Origin of the sequence: Rhodococcus mengyinensis (genome assembly GCF_048381435.1) — a bacterium.
GTDB lineage: Bacteria > Actinomycetota > Actinomycetes > Mycobacteriales > Mycobacteriaceae > Rhodococcus_F > Rhodococcus_F opacus_D.
The window spans coordinates 1-20105 of sequence record NZ_JBLWIT010000073.1; the positions used below are offsets into that span (position 1 = coordinate 1).

The following is a 20105-nucleotide window of genomic DNA, read 5'->3' on the forward strand; positions in this document are numbered from 1 at the left end:
GGCGAGCAGCTGTGCCACTGTCTCCCGCGGCAGGGCGATCTCGATCGAGACGGTGTTCTTCATGGCGGAGCGCTCCTGGGTCCCGAGTAAAGAGGACTACGCTAGCAGCCTCGCTTCATATTATGAGGTCACGGCATGTTCAACGATCCCCCGGTCCGCGTGGTCACGGCGGGTGTCGCCCTGCCAGCGGAGGGCGAGGGCGCGCTGCGGCCGGCGTCGCACACGGCGACGTGCGGCTCGCCGAAGCGGTTGTCCACCACGAGGTGCGGGCCCTGGGGCGGCACAGTTGCTCACCGCCGTGTCGTACGTTGGTTCCTGGCATCGGAAGCGCCGGGCGGCGGCTCGTGGCGTTCTACGCGGTCATGTACCACGCCGCACTCCGACCGGCCGAAGCCGCGGGCCTACGCGAGAGTGACTGTCACCTGCCGTAAACCGGGTGGGACGCGGCGCCCCGTCTCGGGGAAGCAGTGGACGGACTCCGGGGCACGACCCCACCGTAAGCGGGTGGGCGCATCGCGCAGATGACTCCAGCCACGCTGTTTCCGAAGACGTCTGCACAAGCGGCCGACTCCTCGGGGGTCCGTGCAGTGAACTATCGACACTGACAGCGGAGGCGAAGGTGCTCGTCGATCAGCGAAAGAGCCGGGATCTGCTCGCGGCCGGGTGTGTAGTGGTGCGGCTACGGGAAGACGATTTGCCGTCCCTAAGCGATCGACCATCCCCACTACCGGGAAATACGGGTGCACTCGATGGTGCCGCGTCCCCGCAAGGTCATGGAAGACATCCGCGACTGGATGCGGGGACTACCAACCGGCCGATAACACGTGGATGGATGGATATGGATGGAGGGGTGTTCACCTATGGCGAGCGGTGATGTGGGGCTTGGTAGCTCCATGAACTGACTCGCCGGTAATCACGCGTACGAGGGGCTACTGATCACACCTGATTCCGCTTGCTGCGGGCACGTTCGCGCACTCCAGGCGAACGGGTGGTTGCTGCAGATGGTTCTGGTGGGCGCAGTGCCGGGGGAGTGGAGTGAGTGGAGTGACTGCTGAAAAAACATTTCCAGCGTCTCGACCAAAAGGCCAGGTGAGCACACTTTTGCGCTGCAAAATCCCGTCCCAGTGCCTCGACCGTGGATTTCGTGCAGGTGAGGGCCGAAATGGCCGTGACGAACGGCGCCGGGGGCGCTCGATAACTTCACAGCCGGTGATCGCGAAGTTGATCTTGTGCGAACACTGATACTGATCGGAACGGCATTCGGGCTCGGCGCGGGCCTGGTGTGTACCAGTCTGTTTGCCTGGTGGTTGTCGCACCCGGTGCGCTTCACCACGGGGTACGTCGAGTCTGGCGCCTTGCACATGGAATCGGTGGATCCAATGCCGTTCCTGGTTGCCGGCCTGATTGTCAGTGCGTGCCTCGGCGCGTTCGCCGGTTACGCAGCCGCCCACCGCGGTTGGCGGCTGACCCGACACGGTGCCCGATGACGGAGTGCTCGGATGTTCCGGTCCCGGGTTCACGGGGTGAGAACACCGCCCGCGACCGCCGCCTACACCGGGCGTCGGCTCCTTTATGGACGGTGAGCAGCAGGTGATCGAACTGTGCGCAGACTCGCGCCGGAGTCAGACGCGGAGCCGGGTATTTGGTCTGCGGGGTGCGCCAAACGCGAACGTCGAACGCCCGGTCGCTGGGGATGCCGTAGACCAGCATCAACAACACCCTCGGCCTGCTCGCTCGACGCGGCAGCGAGAGGATCCTCCACTGAATGATGTTGAAATCCCGCCGCACTCAGCTGACAAATTCGGCTGGAACCTACAGAGGTCGCCCGATGGTGGGTCCTGCCCACGCGCGAGTCAGTGATTCCTCCATCGGGTGGACGGCTTCCTGATGACGATCGGATTGACCGGGGCGCCGGTTCCTTCGACAACCTTCAATGGTGCTGCGGTGTAGAGGAACGAGTACTGGCCGTCGCCGTTGCAGTCCTGGGCCAGTTCGTGCAGGGCGATGATCTCGGCGAAGGTGATTCCGAGGTTGCGCATCAGTGCGTTGTGCAGCGTCAGCCAGACGCCGGAGACCGGGTCGTGGGTGACTTCGTTGGCGATCGTGTCGGTGACGAGATTCGGGATTTCCAGGTCGTTGAACCACGCGACCAGCTCGGGTGAGTACGTCAGGCCCGGCTCGTTGAAGTTGTCGTAGAACTCCTCGCGCGGGGTGTTGTAGAAGTATTCGAGCCATCCGGTGTGGACCACCAGGATGTCACGCTTGCGGATCTCAACGCCTTGCTGGGCGACCGGCACCGCCGAGATACACCACGGTCCATGATGTTGACCCGTCGCGCCGGTCCGCGAGGGCCGAGGAAGGTGGGATCCCCCTTGGGGTTGCCGATCTGCACCTGCAACGTGAACGTCTTTCCCTGCCTGACTTCGGCGACGCCGGCGAGCGCTTCGCGGGAGCCGAGGTAGTTCAGTGCGCCCACCTCGTCGTCGGACCCCCATTTGCCCCAGTTCTTGGGCTGGTCCTCGAGCAACTCGGTGGTGGTCGGAACCCTCGTCGTGCGTCCTGTGTCGGACATGATGGTGACACCTTGGAAGCGGGGAGAGAATCGGTCGGCATTCGGCGACAACTGGTGCTCGCTCTGCGGCGCGAAGACGGTGGCGAGGCGGCTGATCGTCCGAGCTCGGGCGAGTTTCGCAGGTCACTGCCGTTTTCGATGCGCGCACCGTCGACGCCGAGTCGGTCGATGATCTGGCGGGCCCAGTCGATGTCGGTGTCGGTGGGGCTCAGTGCGCGGTTGATGACGGGGGCTTGTCCGGGGTGCATGCACAGCTTGCCTGACATGCCCATGGTGCGGGTCACGGTGAGGGCGTCGGTGAGCGGATCCTCTGCGGTGGTGAGGGTGGGGCCGTCGATGGGGCCGGGCAGACCCGCTGCCCGGCTTGCCACCACCAGCCGTCCCCGGGCATAGGACAGGGCCGGCGCGAGGTCGGCGGCCCCGGTGTCGCGGCGGAAGTCGTTGCTGCCGAGGGCGATCCGGAAAGTCGGCTGTGCGGAGGCGATGTCGTAGGCGCGTTCGATGCCCAGTGCCGATTCGACGAGTGCCATAACGAGGGTCCGGGCGGGCAATCGGGCGGCGGTCTCGGTGACGTGTTCTGCCGACTCGCATTTGGCGAGCATCACACCCAAGAGCCCGGGTGTTGCCGCGAGTGCGTCGAGGTCGCGGCTCCAGTCCTCGCTTTCGGCCGGGTTGATGCGGACCCAGCCGGTGCCGCCGCGAGAGAACCAGAGGTGGAGGGCTTCTCGTGCCGTGGGTCTCGCGGAGGGGACGACACCGTCTTCGAGGTCATAGATGACGGCGTCGGCCGCTCCGGCGTTGGTCTCGGTGGAGTGCCTGCTGTGGGCGGCCGAGACGAGCAGCCACGATCGGGCATCGGCGGCGGGGATGTCGGTATGGTTCTGCTGTGTCGATGCCATGGGGGTCGTCCGGTGGGTCGTCGTTGTTCTATCGGGACAGCCATCCACCGTCGACGGACAGGGCGGTGCCGGTGACGTACGAGGACGCGGCCGAGGCGAGGAAGACCGCCGCGCCGGCAAGATCCTCCGGCCGTCCCCAGACGCCGGCGGGAATGCGGCGCAGCATGTTCTCCGCCCGGGCGGGGTCCTCGCGGTGCGCGGCGGTGAACTCGGTTTCCATATAGCCGGGGGCGATTGCGTTGACTCGGATGCGGTGTGCGGCCCACTCGTTCGCGAGAGCTCGGGTCAGTCCGAGGATGCCGTGCTTGGAGGCGGCGTAGGACGGGACCTCCATCCCGCCTTGGAAGGAGTTGATCGAGGCGATGTTGATGATGCTGGCGGCGGCGTTGTCGTCGAGGGCGGCCCGTGCGAAGGCCTGGCTGAGCAGGAATGGGGTGGTGAGGTTGAGGTCGAGCACGGCCGACCAGTCCGTGGGCGTGGTTTCGGTCGCCGGCCCACGGCGGATGATGCCGGCGTTGTTGACCAGGATCGTCGGATGCGGGAACTCGGTCCCCGCCCAGGACATCAGCTCTGTCGCGGTTTCCGGCGTCAGGTGACCGAGGTCGGCGGTGCGGGTCGAGCACCGGACTCCCCGGGCACGCACCTCCTTGGCGACCTGGTCGAGGTCGCCGATGTCGACGGCGACGATGTCGGCTCCTGCTTCCGCGAGAGCGATGGCCAGTGCACGGCCCAGGCCACGCGAGGCCCCGGTCACGAGGGCGGCGTTGCCGTCCAGGCGGAACAGGTCCAGGACCGGGGTGTGGACAGGTGCGTTCATGCGAGAGCTCTTTCTACTCGGATCGGGAGACGACTGGTGGCCGGGCCGGTGTGCGGGGTGNCCGCACACCGGCCCGGCGGCTATCAGGTGCGGGTGGCCTCGTCGAGGACCCGGTCGTGTTCGAGGGAGGTGCGGGCGGTTTCCTTGGCGGCGATCACGGCGATGATGGTGATCACGGCCAGGACGGCGAGGTAGATGCTGACGGCGATGGTGTTCTTTTCCTCGACGGTGCCGAGCAGTGCGACCGCGATGACGGGGGCGAGGCCGCCGGCGAAGACGGACGCGAGCTGGTAGCCGAGGGAGGCGCCGCTGTAGCGGACGCTGGTGCCGAACAGTTCGGAGAACATCGCCGCCTGCGGCGCGTACATCAGGGTGGTGAAGATCAGCCCGATGAAGATGGCCGCCGCGATGACGGTTTGGTTGCCGGTGTCGATGAGGGGGAAGAACACGAAGCCCCAGATGCCGGCACCGAGTGCGCCGGTGAAGTACAGCGGTCGCCGGCCGACCCGGTCGGACAGGGCGCCGATGATCGGGGTGAGGAAGAACTGCGCGACCGAGGCGATCAGCACACCGGCGATGGCGGCGCTCTTGGGCATATCCAGGTAGGTGACCATGTAGGTCATCACCACGACCGTGAAGATGTAGTACGAGGTGTTCTCCACCAACCGCAGTCCCATCGCGATGAGCACCTCGCGGGGATATTTGCGCAGGACCTCGATGATCGGTGCGTGCTCGGCCTTGTGGTTCTCGAGGGCCTTCTTGTTGGCGGCGAAGACCGGGGATTCTTCGATGCTCAGCCGGATCCAGAGACCGATCAGGACCAGTACGGCGCTGAGCAGGAAGGGAATACGCCAGCCCCAGGAATCGAAGGCTGCGTCGCTCTGGAACAGAGCCAGCACCCACAGCACCACCGCCGAGAGGAGGTTGCCGAGGGGTACGCCCGCCTGGGTCCACGACGTCCAGAATCCGCGGCGGTCGTTGTCACCGTGTTCGGCGGCCATCAGGACCGCTCCGCCCCATTCGCCGCCGACGGCGAAGCCCTGCAGCAGTCGGCAGCCGATCAACAGGAGCGGTGCGGCCATACCGATGCTCGCGAAGGTCGGCAGTAGGCCGATGGCGAAGGTCGCGGCGCCCATCATGAGCAGGCTGACGACCAGCATTTTCTTGCGTCCGAGTTTGTCACCGTAGTGGCCGAAGACGATCCCGCCGAGCGGGCGGGCGAAGAAGCCCACCGCGAACGTGGCGAACGCGAGCAGGGTGGCGGTGGCCGGTTCGCTGTCGGGGAAGAATAGGGGCCCGAAGACCAGTGCAGCGGCCGAGCCGTAGAGGAAGAAGTCATACCATTCGACGGCCGTGCCGATCATGCTGGCGAAGGCGACCTTGACGATCGAGGTGCGCCCGGCTGCGTGGGTAGCGGGTTCGGCCGCAATGTCGGGTGTGGACATGGCGTGTCCTTTCGGGACAGGGGTGGGGTCCGGTGGGGTCATGGGACGAGCACGACCTTCATGTCGTGACCGGCCGCGGCGCGTTCGAGCGCCGAAGCCGCATCAGTGAGGGAAATTTCGGTCACCAGTTGTGGCCACGGTGTCGGGTCGGCGGCCATCGCGTCGGCAGCGGCCCGGTAGTCGACCTTGGTCGATCCGTAACTGCCCTGCAGGCGAATCTCCTTGCGGGTGACGGCGTTGAAGTCGACCGGTCCGGTGCGGGCGAACAGGCCGACGACGGAGATGGGGCTGCCGGGCAGGACCGCGGCGATGGCGGCATCGAGCGCGGCCATCGAACCGGAGGCGTCGACCCAGGCGGTGGGGATGAAAGGCAGCTCGTCCCGGCCGGCGATCACGGTGCGCAGACCGAGCGCGCGGGCCAGCGGCAATCGCGCGTTCTCGTCGTTGCCGACCCCGGAGAGCACGACGTCGTGGCCGCGCTGGGCGAGGACGAGGGCGGCCATCGTGCCGATCGGTCCGGGCCCGGACACCACCACCCGGGTGGGGCCGTCGGCGGCGTTCTCGATGTGCGCGACCGCGCGGCAGGCGACCGACAGTGGTTCGGTCAGCGCCAGGGTCGACGCCGGCAGATGCCGGTCGACCTCGACCAGGCGGACCTCGGGGACGACGAACGATTCGGCGGCCGCGCCGTCGAAGGACAATCCGAGCACGGTGCGCCGGGGGCAGATCTGCCGGAAACCACGCTCGCACAGATCGCACACGCCGCAGCCGTCGATGGCAACGGGGACAACGCGTTTGCCGAGCCAGGTCGGGTCGGCGCCCTCGCCGAGGGCTTCGACGTATCCGACCGCCTCGTGTCCGAGCACGACCGGGGGGAGGATCCATTCGTAGCCGGTGTCGTGACGCCAGGCGTGCACGTCGCTGCCGCACAGCCCGCAGGCCTCGGTGCGAACCCGCACCTGCCCCGGGCCCGGTTCGGGCTTGGGCAGATCCTGCACCAGGACGTCGTGGGGAGTGGCACTTCTCTTGGTCAGAGCTCGCATGGGGAACCTGCTAACTTTCGCCCGCTGCCGGGCTCAGGGATGAAAGAGGGTGGGGCGCCGGCGGACACCGCCCCTGAGTGCCGACGGCACTCGGTGTGGTTGCGCCATGTCAGGCGGTGTCCGCCGCAGTGTCAGCGGATGAAGCGGTCGACGTAGTCGGCGCCGAGACCGATCTTCTCGTAGTGCGCGCGGGCCTTCTCGATCTTGCTGAACACATCCTCGATGCCGACGGTGTTGCCGTCGACGTCGACATAGATGTACGCACCGCTCACGTGGAACAGGGTCGCCATCTCGGTCACGTCTTCGGGGACCTCGAGGGTGTGGATGTCGCCGGGCGGCTCGAACGCGTAGGTGCCCTCTTCTGCCCACCAGTCGTACTCGAGGTAATGCCAGCGGCCCCGCAGGGTGAACGCGTGCACCGCCCCGGCGTGCCGGTGGCGGGACAGGATGCCCGAGCGGCGCACCCGCAGAATGTTCACGAAATAGCCCTGGCTCGCCGACAACACCAGCGGGCGGAACTCGACATCCTGCGACTGCGGAACCCACAGCCGCTCGTCACAGTCCAGATCCAGTGCACCCGGAACGATCAGGTCGTCACTCATCCCGTACGGCTTCGGACCCGTGTAGGGCACAGCCTCTTCGTTCTTCATGTCAACGGTGGAACTCACGATGCTCTCCTTTCGCTTAATCGCATAAGTGACGGTACATCGTTGTGTTCCAACGCACAAGCGGTGATGTTTCAGGGCTTCAGCGGGCCGGTAACTGGATAAATGAGCCAAGGCTGGGCAGTCGTCGGAGTTCTTAAGTAGTCATTGGCGGGTCTACGGGGAACTTAAACGAATCAGTGCTGCCGTTTGTGCAGGACTCTTCGCGGCGTCACCTCCTGGAAGCATCACTTAACCGCGTAAGCTGGCACGCGTGACTGATACATCCCGCGGCGCAGGCAGTACCTCCAACGGTGGCCGCTCCCGGCGAGTGACGATGAGCGATGTGGCCCGCAAGGCGGGGGTGTCTGCTGCCGCGGTCTCCTATGCACTCAGCGGGGCGCCCGGGGTCAGCGACGAGAGCCGCCAGCGGATCCTTGCCATCGCCGAGGAGATGGGGTTTCGACCCAGCAGGATCGCCCGGGAACTGCGCTCGGGCACCACGAAAGCAATCGGGTTACTCCTGGCGGACATCGCCAACCCGTTCTACACCGAGGTCGCCGGGGGAGTGGTCGCCGCCGCCGCCGAAGAAGGCTACGAGGTGTTCGTCTCCCACGTCGGCGTGGACGGTTCGCGGCAATCGGACGTCGCGTTCGCGCAGGTCGACCGGAACTGCAGCGGCCTGATCTTCACCTCGCTCGTCGCCGCCGACAAACCACTCCTCGACAAGCTCCGCGACGAGAACATCCCCGTCGTGCAGCTCTACCGGCAGATCGAAGACGAACCGTCCGACTGGGTCGGCATCGACGACTACTCCGCCTCGTTCGAAATGGCCTCCCACGTGGTTGCCACCGGGCGTCGCAAGGTCGCTATCCTCGGCGGCCCGGACACCTCGAGCGTGTCGGTCAACCGCATGAACGGATACCGTGACGCCTTGGCCAAAGCGGGTTTGCGCGCGGTCAACGAACCCGACGTGTGGGGGGAGTTGACCCGGCCGGCCGGTGCATTGCGCGCCCGAGCACTCTTCGCCGAACACCCCGAGATAGAGGCCGTCGTCTGCGGTAACGACATGATCGCGCTCGGCGTTCTCGACGTCTCCCGCGAAATCGGCAAGCGCGTGCCGGAAGACCTGGCGCTGACCGGGTTCGACGACATGAGCTTTTCCAGCGCCGGCCCCCTCCAGTTGAGCACCGTGACCGTGCCGCGGGATCTGATGGGCCAACGCGCCGCACGCATGCTTCTTCAACGTCTCGCCGGCGACAAGGGACCCGCACGCAAAGAGCTACTGCCGTACGGGATTCAGGTGCGAGAGACCACCGCACGACGCGTATAGGGCGCGCTCGGCCGAGAAACATTCGAACGTCGGAAGACACGCATCGCACCGAACCGCTTAGGCCTGCGGACTGTCATCTCTCGAGAACGCGCACGGTGGAACCCGCCAGTCCTTTCACTGTGATGCGGTCGCCCCCACCCCGGCGATTCGTCGAGTGGACCCCCTCGTCGGCGGACTCATCGCTCAGATTCGAATGCACCGTGACGCCAGACAGAGGTCGGTGATCCTGTGCCTGTGCCTGTCGCTTCCGCGTGACATACACGAGCCTGCGCGTAGGTGTCCGCATTCGTGCGCATAGCAGCCAGTTCCTGAGTTGTCAGGGCACGCCGGACCTTTCCGGGGATGCCGGCGACGAGCGTCCCGGGTGGAATCTGCATGCCCTCGGGGATCAGGGCGTTGGCGGCGATCAGGGTGCCCGCCCCGACGCGGGCACCGTTCATCACCGTCGCACCCATTCCGACCAGAACGTCGTCGTCGATCGTGCAACCGTGCAGGATCGCATTGTGCCCCACCGACACCCCTGTGCCGATGACGAGTGGGAAACCGGGATCTGCGTGGAGGACGCAGCCGTCTCAAATGTTCGTCCCGCTCGCCGATCTCGATCCTCTCCGCATCGCCGCGGACCACTGCGCCATACCAGATGCCCACTCCCGATGGAATCTGCACAGATCCTACGATCGTGGCGTTCGGCGCGATCCACACATCATCTGCAATGTCGTGATCGCCTGGGGTCAGAGAAATCCTCACCGCTGCAGCTCCTCGGTGTCGAGTCGCCGATGATTCGTACCGGAATAGGGCTGGGCGGATGTGAAGTCGTCTTCGCCGACGCGGTGGACGTGGATGAGGTTGGTGGATCTTACGGTGTGTGGGGGTGAGCCGGCGACGATGACGACGAGGTCGCCGCGCCGGTAGCGGCCCAGCCGGAGGAGGGCGGTGTCGACTTGGCGGATCATCTCGTCGGTCGATTCGACCGGGTCGACGAGGAAGGTTTCGGTGCCCCAGGTGAGGGCGAGTTCGTTGCGCACCTGGGGTACCGGGGTGAACGCCAGCAGTGGCAGCGGGGTGTGGAGCCGGGCGAGTCGTCGTGCGGTGTATCCGATCGGGTCGCTTCTCAGCGGCCTCTCCGCCGCCGCGGTGCTGGCCATGTTCGGTCCCGCGAACTGTTCGTACACACTGTTTCTGGGCCTGTTGATCGCAGTACCACTGATGATTTTCTGGGGTCGGTACTCCACCGCAGACAAGATCGACACCCTCTACGCGCACATTTCCGCGCAGGGATTGACCCCGCCGGGCCGCGACCAGGTTGAGGTACGTGCAAACGGCGAACGGGGACCTATCGCAGCGTGCTTCCGGAACCGGAACATCAACTTGACGGCACTCACCACCATGCTGACACAGATCGTCTACATGGGCGTCAATGTTGTCCTCCCGGCGTGTCTGCGCAACGTCGTCGGACTGTCACTAGCCGAATCAGCCGGACTCAGTGTCGTATTCGCCCTCACCGGCATCCTCGGACAGGTGCTGTGGCCGACCCTGTCCGATGTCATCGGCCGGCGTACCACCATCGTGGTGTGCGGTATCTGGATGGCTGTCAGCGTGGCCTGCTTCTACCTCGCCACATCCTCGCTCTTGGTTGTCCTCATCCAGTTGGCGTTTGGTCTGGTCGCTAACGCTGGATGGCCGATCTACTACGCAGCAGCCTCCGACGCCGCACCAGAAGGCGCCGTGTCCACCGCAAACGGCATCATCACCACGGCAATGTTCGTCGGCGGAGGTATTGCACCGCTCTTCATGGGCAAACTGATCTCTCTCAGCGGTGGATGGGGCGAGCGTGGGGGTACATCGTCTGCTTCTTCGTCATGTCTGCCTGCGCCCTGTTCGGGGTGCTGCTCCAGCTCTTCACCGAAAGGCCGAAACATGATTCGGCGCAGCAGGATGAGAGTGCATCACAAGAATCGGTGGCCCAGTGACCGGTATTCGCTTGTGCGCTGGCGACGTTCGAGATTCCTGCCCCGGCTGGTTGAGTGGGCCAGGGGAGATGGTGCGGCGCAGTTGCTCGGCACAGGGACGGAAAGTTGACAAGAGATCCGTTCTCGGCGCTGCGGGTGTTACCAGCTCTCCTCAACGCCGCCGTGGGGCAAGAATCCTGGTCGCAAACCGCTCGCCCCAGGATGAGGACGTGAGCGACGAACTGCAGCAAATCTCGTGCGTGACTCCCATGCCCGCCTACGTACGGGACCGCCTCCAGGCGTGGGAGGGCACAGACTTCCGGATCCCGACCACCGCCGTCGACCAGGTTCTCGATGAGCTCAACAGTCTCGAACAATCGCCGTGGGATCCGAACTGATTCCCGCCCTGCACTTTTGTGGTGTGGGTGAACGCCCGCCGGAACTTGTCTGCGGCGGGCGTTCACGGTGGGGTCAGTTCAGGGTGGCGGTGTCGATGACGAACCGGTATCGGACGTCCGAGGCGAGGACCCGCTCGTATGCCTCGTTGACCCGGTCGGCGGGGATCACCTCGACTTCGGATCCGATGCCGTGGGTGGCGCAGAAGTCGAGCATCTCCTGGGTGAGCGTGATGCCGCCGATCATCGATCCGGCGAAGTTGCGGCGGCCGCCGATCAGTGACATCACGTTCAGGCTGAGCGGTTCGGCTGGGGCGCCGACGTTGACCAGGGTGCCGTCGACGGCGAGCAGGCCGAGGTAGGCGTTGGGGTCGATGCTGGCGCTGACCGTGTTGATGATGAGGTCGAATCGGCCGGCGAGCTGCTCGAAGGTGTTGGGGTCGGAGGTGGCGTAGTAGGCGTCGGCGCCGAGGCGCAGGCCGTCCTCCTGCTTCTTCAGAGTTTGGGAGAGCACGGTGACCTCGGCGCCGAGGGCGTGGGCGATCTTGACGGCCATGTGCCCGAGCCCGCCGAGGCCGACGATGGCGACCTTCTTGCCGGGACCGGCACCCCAGCGGCGCAGCGGGGCGTACGTAGTGATGCCGGCGCACAGCAGGGGTGCTGCGGCGGCCGGGTCCAGGCTCTCCGGTACGGAAAGGACGTAGTCGGCGTCGACGACGACATGAGTGGAGTACCCGCCCTGGGTGGTGGTGCCGTCGCGGTCGACGCCGGCGTAGGTGGGGACCATGCCATTGGCGCAGTACTGCTCGTCGCCGCCCTGGCAGTTGGTGCAGTGACCGCAGGAGTTGACCAGGCAGCCGACTCCTACGCGGTCCCCGACGTTGTGGCGGGTGACGTCGGCGCCGACCTCGGTGACGATGCCGACGATCTCGTGGCCGGGCACGACCGGGAAGGGTTGCGGGCCCCAGTCGCCGTTGACGGTGTGGATGTCGGAGTGGCAGATGCCGGCGTACTGGATCTCGATGAGGACGTCGTCAGGGCCGACGTCGCGGCGCTCGATGGTGGTGGGGACCAGCGGCTGGCCCGCGGCGGGGGCGGCGTACGCGTTGACACGCATGGCAGATCTTCCTTCTTCTCTGGGGGTCACAGTGGTGGTGAGCAGGGCAGGGCTGAGTAACCGGTGGCGCAGCAGTCGAGGGGCGCACCGGGCGAAGTGGGTGGTTATCGCTTCTTGGTGTTGTGGAGTTCGTCGGCCAGTGCGCTCGCCTCGGCCGCGAGGAGCGCGGCACGGTGCTCGTCGCCCGCGTCGATCGCGTGCCAGTAGTCGATTTTGAGGTCGACGTAGCGTTGACGAAGGGCGATCTGTTGGGCCTCGAGTGCAAGTTGCTGCCGGCGTTCCGTCAGCAACGCGATCTGTGCGGGGGCGGCCGCGGCCCCGAGTTGCCCGTTGGCGACGTACTCCTTCATGTCATTCACCGACATCCCGGTCGCTGCCAGGCACGCGATGGCCAACAGCTGGCCCAGGTCGTTCTCGTCGTAGACCCGGTGTTTACTGCTTTCCCCGCGGCTGATCGGCGCGATCACCCCGACCGACTCGTAGTAGCGCAGTGTGCTGGCCGGAAGTCCGGTCAGGGCGGCCGCGTCCTTGATCGTGTAGTCGCGTGGGGTGGTTTGTGCACTCACACCATCGACGCTAGGAACTTCAAGTACTTGAAGTCAAAGGTCGGATGAGTCACACCCGTCTTCCCCGACCTCGACAGATCAGCGCGCTCGTTGCCAGGCACACGATCAGTTCGCTGGCGACCGGCCACCTTGCACGACGCCTACACCGGCACATACGGCATCGAACCGCTCCGACTGTGAAGGTGCAGCCAAGACTGCTGAGGGTGGACAGCGCGGGAGCTGAGCTGAACCAGACCCGGGTCCGACCGGTTCTCTTCTGAGTCCGACCTCGTCACTATCGAATTCTCGCGCACTACGAGCCACTTGTTCACAAGATGCCCACCGGTGACCCCGCTTTGCCGGTGACGGATCAACTATCGCGACTCACCCTTCTGCTCCGGCGGCACGGCCAGCGACACGCACGGTACTGGCGGGATCGGGCGTGTGGACCGATCGATTACGCGTCAGGACGGCATTTTGAGGATGGGCTTCGACCCTCAGATGCCAGTAGGGGACACGCACTCAACGAAAGGTGGTTCGCGGGGACCGTCACGCACCAGGGCGTTCCCGCGTCTTCCAGCCGCGACAGCAGCATGTCGTCCCGAACGATTTCTCGAAACCCTGGGCTGACCGCAGCTTTGCGGCAAGTCCATGTCGAGATCCCGGCACCGGCTCCGTCCCAGCGTCGAATCGGCAAGACAACACAAGACAACAACTGGAGGATGGATCTCATGGCACACGTACAACGTTTCGACCACATCGGCATCACCGTCGCGGACCTCGACTCGGTGACGGCGTTCTTCGTCGGACTGGGCCTCGAGGTAGAGGGCACCGGATCCGTCGAGGGCGAGTTCGTGGAGACCGTCTGCGGCATCCCCGGCGCGCACTGTGAGATCGCGATGCTGCGGCCGCCCGACGGAGGGTCCCGGCTGGAGCTCGCGGCCTTCGTCACGCCCGACCACGTGCCCGGATCGCCCACGGCGATGGCAAACGAGCTCGGGCTGCGCAACGTGTCCTTCGAGGTCGGCGACCTCCAGGCGGCCGTTGACGCGGTGGCTGCGGACGGGTACGGGCTCATCGGCGGCATCGGCGAGTACGAGAACAGCGTGCGGATGGCCTACGTGCGTGGGCCCGAAGGGATCATCGTGTCCCTTTTCGAGCAGATCGGCTGACGCGCGTGAGCGTGCCACGTGTGGCTGTTCGAGCACCGTACGGGCGAAATCAGGAGCGGGTCGTGGGTTTGATCGAGATCGAACGCCAAGAGGAGGGAGGTGAACGAGATGAGCTCGGACGTGACTGACGACCAGATTCAAGCCCTGGCCGCGACCGCCAAGCCCTTTAGTCTGGTTCAGCTTCGTTGGAGCTCGGACCGATATCAGGACGGAGCCGGGGCGATTGAACTTGAACACCAACGTCGCATGCTGTCGTTACGCGCCGAAGGTGTGATCGCGATCCTCTGTCCCGTCATCTCTGACACCTTTGCCGGCGTGGCGATCATGACTGAGCCCCTTGAACGGGCGCGGCAGATCATGGCCGCCGACCCGTGTGTGCAGGCCGGAATCATGACCTGCGAGGTCCTCCCGTGCCTCGGCTTCCCGGGCGACACGCTGCCTGAGTAGCCGCACTCTCCGTCACGCAGGCAGCGGGACGGTCCTAGCTAGCCTTTCACGCGCGCTCCACGATCGCGGTTGTCGTGGTAGCCAGAGGTGTTTACGCCGACGCATTACAACGCCCGATACGGAGGATCTACCCGTCATCGCAGAGTGGCCAGAGATCGGCCTCGGACCTGTCACTACGCAGGTTCCGACCGTCGGAGACATAAGTCGATACTGCATCATCGTCACGAACGTTCACGTGCCAATCTTCTACTCGGCCGGCCGGTGACGGAGTGATCCCGGTGAAGGATCGTGTCCGCTCACCGACGCACCACCCGGGACAGGTAGTGGGCATGAAGCGGTGATTGACCGATCAGTGGCCAATTGAGAGGGTGAAGAATGGCTTCGAAAGAATCGCGACGACCCCCGTTGCATCCGTTGGAGACCCCATCATGGAACCTGAAACTCTGTGGCGAGGAAGACAACGCTGCTGGTGCACCTCCCCACTTCGTAAGCGCATGTCACGCCGTGGGGCGTGACACCCGCTGCTACGAGGAGCTGAGCTGGCTAGGTGAGATGAGCTGGCTTGTCGTCGACGAGACCAAAGTCTTTGGGGGCTGGTCAATTGGGCTCGAGACCGGACACGGAGGAAGCCATGGTTTCGGAACCCCGGTCGACGTCGATCTCGCCACGATCACCGCACGAGTTGCCGAAGCGGCGCAGGACTGGTTTACGGGGTGTGAACACATATTTTGGCCCGTTGCGAGCCGTAACCCGCTTCGATTGCTGAAGCCAGAGGTCCGGAACGGGTGCGGCGTCTGGGTTAGCCCTGGCGATGGCACGGTCATGTGCAGTATCGGAGACCTCTGCGAATAATCTGGACGGCCGAATCCGCTGCGTTGCTATGTGTTCCGGAGACGGATCTGCTTTCGACGGAAGGACTTGTGATGATCGGTGACCGATGGGGCGTGACCGATGACGAGGTTGCCCGTCGTTACCCGTGCGACGTGCTGGTCCCAGTGCCCGTGCTGCAGGCTTGGCGAGGCGTCACCGTGCACAGCACGCCCGACGGCCTGTGGCCGTGGGTGGCGCAGATCCGATTGGCGCCGTACTCCTACGACTGGATCGACAATTTCGGGCGCCGATCGCCACGGCAGCTGCGCGCATTGCCGGAACCCGCAGCTGGTCAGCGCTTCACCGCCTCGGGGAATCGTCCCCTCGGGCGCATCCTCTCGGTCTCCACGGCGGAACAGCTCACCGGCGGGATCATGGGTGCGGTGATGTCGTACGTGCTCGTTCCGAACGGCGACTCGACGCGCCTGCTGCTGAAGGTCGTCATGGCGAAGGGCCGCTGGCTCGCGCCACTGATCTCCGTCGGCGACCTCGTCATGGCCCGCCGTCAACTGCTCAATCTCAAGCGGCTGGCCGAGCAAAACAGAGCCCCGTTGGCCTGACGGGGAACTGAAGCACTGTCACCGGCAGGGATCGGTCACCGGACGCAGTCGACCGTGGCTTCCGCTCCTATTCTGGATGTTGCCCTGGTCCCCGCTTGGCGGGTGCAGGAAGCCGAGCAAGTCGTCATCACGGGAGCGGCGATGTTCGATCCAATCAGCATCCGCAGCACGAGTGGTCGCGCCGGCCCTCAGGACAGCAGAACCCGCCGGTGGGGTCAGGCCGGGGCGAGGTGCGGGCTCTCGCGCAGTGTGTCGGGCGGTGACCGGCGAGCGGCGCCGGGGGAAATGCCGACGGCGCGCTTGAAGGCGCGGCTGAATGCCGCTTCGGACGCGTAGCCCAGGCGGGCGGCGAGCACCGCGACGGGGACGTCGTCGGTCCGCAGCCAGTCCAGTGCCACCTGCATCCGCCACCGGGTCACGTACGCCATCACCGGCTCGCCCACCAGTTCAGTGAATCGGGCCGCGAAGGCTGACCGGGACATGGCCGTCTCCCGCGCCAGCGAGGCCACCGACCAGGGCTGGGCCGGATCGCGGTGCACGAGCGACATGGTCCGGCCGATGCGGGGATCCTGCAGGGCTCCCAACCAGCCGGTCTGCCCCGCCGGGTCGTCGGCGATCCACGAGCGGATGGCCTGGATCACCAGGATGTCCGACAGCCGGGTGATCACTTCCTCGCCGCCCGGCCGCAGCTGCCGCCTCTCGGCGACGATGAGCCGGAGCGTGCTTCGCATCCAGTCAGCCTCGAGCGACGCCGAACCGGGCGATCCCTCGATGACGATCCGTGCGGGGCAGCAGCGCCACCAGGTTGCGGGCTGCCGGGTGCCCGAAGCGGACGGCGCCGCACACGATGCTCGTGGGTGCCCGCCGCCGCCGTGCCGCAAGATCGCATAACGATCGCTGGCGTAGTCGTATGCCAGCCCGTCGACCCGCGGGGCCGGAACCCCGGGCTCGCTGAGCAACAGGTGCCCCTGGCCGTGGGGCACCAGGGCGAAGTCGCCGGGGTGCAGCTGCCGGGGATCGTCGCCGTCCACCTCGAGCCGATAGCGTCCGGCGTTGACGACATGGAATCACATCGACTCGGGCTCGGGCGGCAGGTCCAGCCCCCATGGAGCGGTCAGCTCGGACCTGCAGTAGAAGGTGCCCGCCATGCGCAGGGCGTGCAGCGCCTCGCCCAGCGGATCGGGTGTGGTCCAGGGATCCGCCATGACCGAGATTGCACACAACGAACTGCCCACACCGGTGCTCTGGTGCTCGGCGTCGCGCTGCCGGCGATGGCCCTCGTCGCCGGGGTGGCCTACTCATTCTCGGTGGCGGTCATGCCCAACCAAGGTGCGCAACGTAATTCGAATGCTCACTGCGCCGGAAGTCGGGCGAACCTCGTACACCACCACGTCCCTGCACCCGACTACCTCGGACCCGCCGCGACTGGGACGTCGCCCGGACCTCACCGGTGTCACTAGCCGAAGCCGCGACCAGTTCCCAATCCGACACGATGGGCAAATGAGGCCGGTGACGGCGCTCAGCGACACTGTGACCGTGACCGACGACATGCACGTCGCTGATTCGATCGTCGGCGTTGACGGCCAACGTGCCCTACACGTTCGCGGCGAGTAGCCGGCAGCCATCCAGGCTTGTATTCACCGCTGGTGCCTGCCCGCTCGATGACGCCGGCGCCACGGTAGTGGTCGTCAGCCGCCACTTTCGCGACCACGACGTGCCTTGCACATTGCTCGGCGTTGCTGTACTCGGCTACCCGGACCAGCTTGTCGAAGTCGAAGCGATTGCCGCGCTTCGAGAGCGGAACTTCATCGGGCTCGTTCCGCGTGGCGGAGGGCCGCTGCCGGTTCGGTGCCTGACGGCCACCATCCGGCGGGGGCCCCGTCCGGGCGTGCCAGGAGTGCCCCGCCGCGGGGGATGCCCATTCCGCGGGCGGTGATGGTGTCGAGGTCGTGGACGACGAGCGGAGGCCCGGGAACGGAGCGAGCTGCGCGCTGCCAGGTCGCGCTCGGGTCGGTGGTGAACAACGTCAGCCCGGGTCCGAGTAGATCGAGGGTGGACACAGTGTGGGCTCGGGAGCGCAACCAGACGTGCGGGATTCGGCCGCCGAGGTCCGCGGGCAGTTCGTGTGCGGCGAGTCGGGCCCCGCCGTGCGGGTCGGCCGATCGGGCCACGTTGTGTGCGGCCACCGGTCGACGTTCGGCCTCGTAGGTGTCCAGTAGCTGCGGTCCGCTCCAGCCGAGGAGCACCCAGGCGAGTTTCCACCCGAGGTCGTAGGCACTCTGGATGGCGGTGTTCATGCCGGTGCCCCCGCGTGGCGTGATCTGGTGTGCGGCGTCGCCGACGAGGAACGCGGCGCCCTCCCGCCAGCGGTCCGCGAGCTGCGCGGCGAAGGTGAACGTCCCGATGCGTTCGATTTTCGGCGCCAGGTCGGCTAGTCCGCTGCCGAGCCGGATGAGGCGGGCGGATTGGTCCTTCGTCGGACTCGGCGAGGAGTACTGCGCGAGTTCGTGTTCCACGCCGTAGACCCATCGGTCACCGTGGCCGGCGGGGACGAAGACTCCCGCGGCTTCGGGGTGGGTGACGGCGTAGATGCAGAAGCGGCGGTCGCCGAGTAGTTCCCACAGTGGGGCACGGAACTCGGTCCCGATTGCCTGGGACAGACGCCCTGGCCCACGCATCACGATCCCGAGGGCGTCGCGCACCGTGCTGCGCGCTCCGTCCGCCGCGACGAGGTAGCGGGCGTGGACGATTCGGGTTTCGCGGGTTTCGACGTCGCGCAGGGTCACCTGGACGTCATCGAACCGGTCCTCGAGGCCGACCACCTCGGTGCCCATATCCACCCGCGCGGTGCCGAACGAGCGCAGGTGGTCCAGCAGCACCGGCTCGAGGTGATCTTGCGGAACCGAGGCGGGGGCGGTCGGGCTGAGGACCGCGCTCTGCTCTCGGGTCGGGAAGCTGGTCAGGTGGGTGTCACCGGCAGCGTTGAGCGTGGGACCGACCCATTGCTTCCATTCGACCTCGACCCCGCCCGCGCGGACCTCCTGCTCCAGCCCCCAGGAACGCAACAGCTCCATCGTGCGGGTACTGATGGAGGCCGCCCGTGGTAGCCCCGACAGGGCGGGACGCCGCTCCACCACGATGACCTCGATCCCGTGGCGAGCCAGTGTGATTGCCGTGGTGAGACCCGCCGGACCCGCTCCGACCACGAGTACAGGCGTGGACGCCCGGGGTGTCGGCGCACGGGTGGGTGTGGTCGGGCTGTTCATGACGTCAGCTCCTTCGTTCGAAGGCTCGTTGTCTCGACGTCAGGGGAGGGCGGCGGGCTCGTCTCGATTTCGCCGGACAATATGTCTCTCGATTAACAGCCTGAACTTCACGAGACGATGTGTCAAGTGAAAATGTTAGAGTGACGGCTGTGGCCACCAGGAAGTACGAGCAGCGCCTGCGCGCGGAGGCGGCCGAGGAAACGCGCCGCAGCATTCTCGACGCGGTCTATGACCGGCTGCGCCGAGCACCGTCCACACCGGTGAGTGTCGAGCAGGTGGCCCGGACGGCGGGTGTCTCCCGCTCCACCGTCTACCTCGTCTTCGGGTCACGAGCCGGGCTGTTCGACGCCCTCACCACGGACCTGTGGTGGCACCGGGCAGGGTTCCAGGCGGTGGTGGATGCGGTGGAGCACCCGGACGCGCGGGAGCACCTGCGCGGCGGGATCGACGCCGGCGTCCGGGTGTTCGCGGCCCACCGCGACGTCTTCCGGGCACTGTTCTCGATGGCCCAACTCGACGCGGATGCCGTCGGCGGGGCCATCGCGCGGATCGAGGAGAACCGGGCCGGCGGGATGGCGCACCTCGCCCAGCGACTGGCCGAACAGGAGGTTCTGCGGCCGGAGGTCACCGTCGACGAGGCTGCAGACCTGCTCTGGCTATTGGCGAGCTTCGACAGCTTCGACCAGCTGTACACCGGGCGGAATCTCCCCGTCGACGACGTCTCCCGCACCCTGATCGCCGCCGCCGAACGCAGCCTCTGCCGGTGAGTGGTCGGCCTCGTGCCGCACGGTCACGCCGGGTCGGTGTTTCTGCGAGGCTGACGGCGCCGGTGGAACCGTGCACGCTGGAGATCCAGGAGGGTCGCGCTCTCGGCGTCAACTCGCCGGTGTCGACGGGCGATTCCGGCCCGGACGGCAGTCGTATGTCGGTGCAGCTCGCAGTAATTGGTAATTGATTCGCAATAGTGTCGTCGGCACGTCGCGCAGTGGTGTCACGATCGGGGATGTCAGCGCTCGTGGAGGAAACGCGCG

General features: G+C 66.2%; 16 protein-coding genes and 5 pseudogenes. 7 read left to right on the plus strand and 14 right to left on the minus strand.

Going from position 1 to position 20105, the window contains the following annotated elements; genetic code table 11:
• Nucleotides 1-1853: 1853 nt before the first annotated feature.
• From ACNJ7E_RS14195 to ACNJ7E_RS14220, 6 genes and pseudogenes are all read right to left on the minus strand, one after another.
• Nucleotides 1854-2572: pseudogene (locus ACNJ7E_RS14195) on the minus strand (cyclase family protein).
• A 69-nt stretch (nt 2573-2641) separates the two neighbouring features.
• A pseudogene (locus ACNJ7E_RS14200) lies at nt 2642-3471 on the minus strand (HpcH/HpaI aldolase/citrate lyase family protein); the annotation flags it as partial.
• A gap of 28 nt (nt 3472-3499) precedes the next feature.
• Nucleotides 3500-4288 (minus strand): SDR family oxidoreductase, encoded by a 789-nt coding sequence (locus ACNJ7E_RS14205; protein ID WP_280780189.1) that lies wholly within the window; start codon nt 4286-4288, stop codon nt 3500-3502.
• An 83-nt stretch (nt 4289-4371) separates the two neighbouring features.
• A complete protein-coding gene (locus ACNJ7E_RS14210; RefSeq protein WP_280780190.1) occupies nt 4372-5733 on the minus strand; it encodes an MFS transporter in 1362 nt (453 codons plus the stop codon).
• 38 nt (nt 5734-5771) lie between these two features.
• Nucleotides 5772-6776, minus strand: a complete 1005-nt coding sequence (locus ACNJ7E_RS14215; RefSeq protein ID WP_280780191.1) for an alcohol dehydrogenase catalytic domain-containing protein — start codon at nt 6774-6776, stop codon at nt 5772-5774.
• Between the two features lie 131 nt (nt 6777-6907).
• Nucleotides 6908-7444 (minus strand): 2,4'-dihydroxyacetophenone dioxygenase family protein, encoded by a 537-nt coding sequence (locus tag ACNJ7E_RS14220; RefSeq protein ID WP_418340175.1) that lies wholly within the window; start codon nt 7442-7444, stop codon nt 6908-6910.
• Between the two features lie 250 nt (nt 7445-7694).
• On the opposite strand from ACNJ7E_RS14220, the gene ACNJ7E_RS14225 reads away from it, so the two are divergent.
• Nucleotides 7695-8753, plus strand: coding sequence for a LacI family DNA-binding transcriptional regulator (locus ACNJ7E_RS14225; protein ID WP_418340176.1), 1059 nt, complete (start codon nt 7695-7697; stop codon nt 8751-8753).
• A 176-nt stretch (nt 8754-8929) separates the two neighbouring features.
• On the opposite strand, the pseudogene ACNJ7E_RS14230 reads toward ACNJ7E_RS14225, so the two are convergent.
• Nucleotides 8930-9500, minus strand: a pseudogene (locus ACNJ7E_RS14230) (gamma carbonic anhydrase family protein).
• A pseudogene (locus ACNJ7E_RS14235) lies at nt 9497-9850 on the minus strand (pyruvate kinase alpha/beta domain-containing protein); the annotation flags it as partial. The pseudogenes ACNJ7E_RS14230 and ACNJ7E_RS14235, both read right to left, overlap by 4 nt.
• A gap of 46 nt (nt 9851-9896) precedes the next feature.
• On the opposite strand from ACNJ7E_RS14235, the gene ACNJ7E_RS14240 reads away from it, so the two are divergent.
• Both ACNJ7E_RS14240 and ACNJ7E_RS14245 read left to right on the plus strand, forming a co-directional pair.
• Entirely contained in the window at nt 9897-10832 is a 936-nt protein-coding gene (locus ACNJ7E_RS14240; protein WP_418340177.1) for an MFS transporter, read from the plus strand.
• Between the two features lie 100 nt (nt 10833-10932).
• Entirely contained in the window at nt 10933-11100 is a 168-nt protein-coding gene (locus ACNJ7E_RS14245; RefSeq protein WP_418340178.1) for a hypothetical protein, read from the plus strand.
• A 73-nt stretch (nt 11101-11173) separates the two neighbouring features.
• Here ACNJ7E_RS14245 and ACNJ7E_RS14250 read toward each other — a convergent pair whose 3' ends face one another.
• Nucleotides 11174-12214 (minus strand): NAD(P)-dependent alcohol dehydrogenase, encoded by a 1041-nt coding sequence (locus tag ACNJ7E_RS14250; protein ID WP_418340179.1) that lies wholly within the window; start codon nt 12212-12214, stop codon nt 11174-11176.
• Between the two features lie 104 nt (nt 12215-12318).
• Complete coding sequence (locus ACNJ7E_RS14255) at nt 12319-12780, minus strand: MerR family transcriptional regulator (protein WP_105415780.1); 462 nt, start codon at nt 12778-12780, stop codon at nt 12319-12321.
• Nucleotides 12781-13490: 710 nt separating this feature from the next.
• Here ACNJ7E_RS14255 and ACNJ7E_RS14260 point away from each other — a divergent pair.
• From ACNJ7E_RS14260 to ACNJ7E_RS14270, 3 genes are all read left to right on the plus strand, one after another.
• The gene (locus ACNJ7E_RS14260; protein WP_280780201.1) at nt 13491-13931 is read left to right on the plus strand and encodes a VOC family protein; all 441 of its coding nucleotides are present in this window, start codon (nt 13491-13493) and stop codon (nt 13929-13931) included.
• Between the two features lie 99 nt (nt 13932-14030).
• Entirely contained in the window at nt 14031-14378 is a 348-nt protein-coding gene (locus ACNJ7E_RS14265; RefSeq protein WP_280780202.1) for a YciI family protein, read from the plus strand.
• Between the two features lie 944 nt (nt 14379-15322).
• Entirely contained in the window at nt 15323-15808 is a 486-nt protein-coding gene (locus tag ACNJ7E_RS14270) for an adenine nucleotide alpha hydrolase family protein (RefSeq protein ID WP_418340180.1), read from the plus strand.
• 215 nt (nt 15809-16023) lie between these two features.
• Here the strand turns inward: ACNJ7E_RS14270 and ACNJ7E_RS14275 are convergent, their stop codons facing one another.
• The 4 genes and pseudogenes from ACNJ7E_RS14275 to ACNJ7E_RS14290 all read right to left on the minus strand — a co-directional run bounded on the left by ACNJ7E_RS14275 (nt 16024) and on the right by ACNJ7E_RS14290 (nt 19074).
• Complete coding sequence (locus ACNJ7E_RS14275; RefSeq protein ID WP_418340206.1) at nt 16024-16356, minus strand: helix-turn-helix transcriptional regulator; 333 nt, start codon at nt 16354-16356, stop codon at nt 16024-16026.
• A gap of 75 nt (nt 16357-16431) precedes the next feature.
• A pseudogene (locus ACNJ7E_RS14280) lies at nt 16432-16863 on the minus strand (cupin domain-containing protein); the annotation flags it as partial.
• A 12-nt stretch (nt 16864-16875) separates the two neighbouring features.
• Nucleotides 16876-17013 carry a cupin domain-containing protein gene (locus tag ACNJ7E_RS14285; RefSeq protein ID WP_418340181.1) on the minus strand — a complete coding sequence of 46 codons (138 nt, stop codon included), beginning with the start codon at nt 17011-17013 and terminating at the stop codon, nt 16876-16878.
• Between the two features lie 600 nt (nt 17014-17613).
• On the minus strand, nt 17614-19074 hold the full coding sequence (locus tag ACNJ7E_RS14290) for an FAD-dependent oxidoreductase (protein WP_418340182.1): 1461 nt from the start codon (nt 19072-19074) through the stop codon (nt 17614-17616).
• 149 nt (nt 19075-19223) lie between these two features.
• Here ACNJ7E_RS14290 and ACNJ7E_RS14295 point away from each other — a divergent pair, with 149 nt between their 5' ends.
• The gene (locus ACNJ7E_RS14295; RefSeq protein ID WP_280780207.1) at nt 19224-19841 is read left to right on the plus strand and encodes a TetR/AcrR family transcriptional regulator; all 618 of its coding nucleotides are present in this window, start codon (nt 19224-19226) and stop codon (nt 19839-19841) included.
• The last annotated feature ends 264 nt before the right edge of the window (nt 19842-20105 follow it).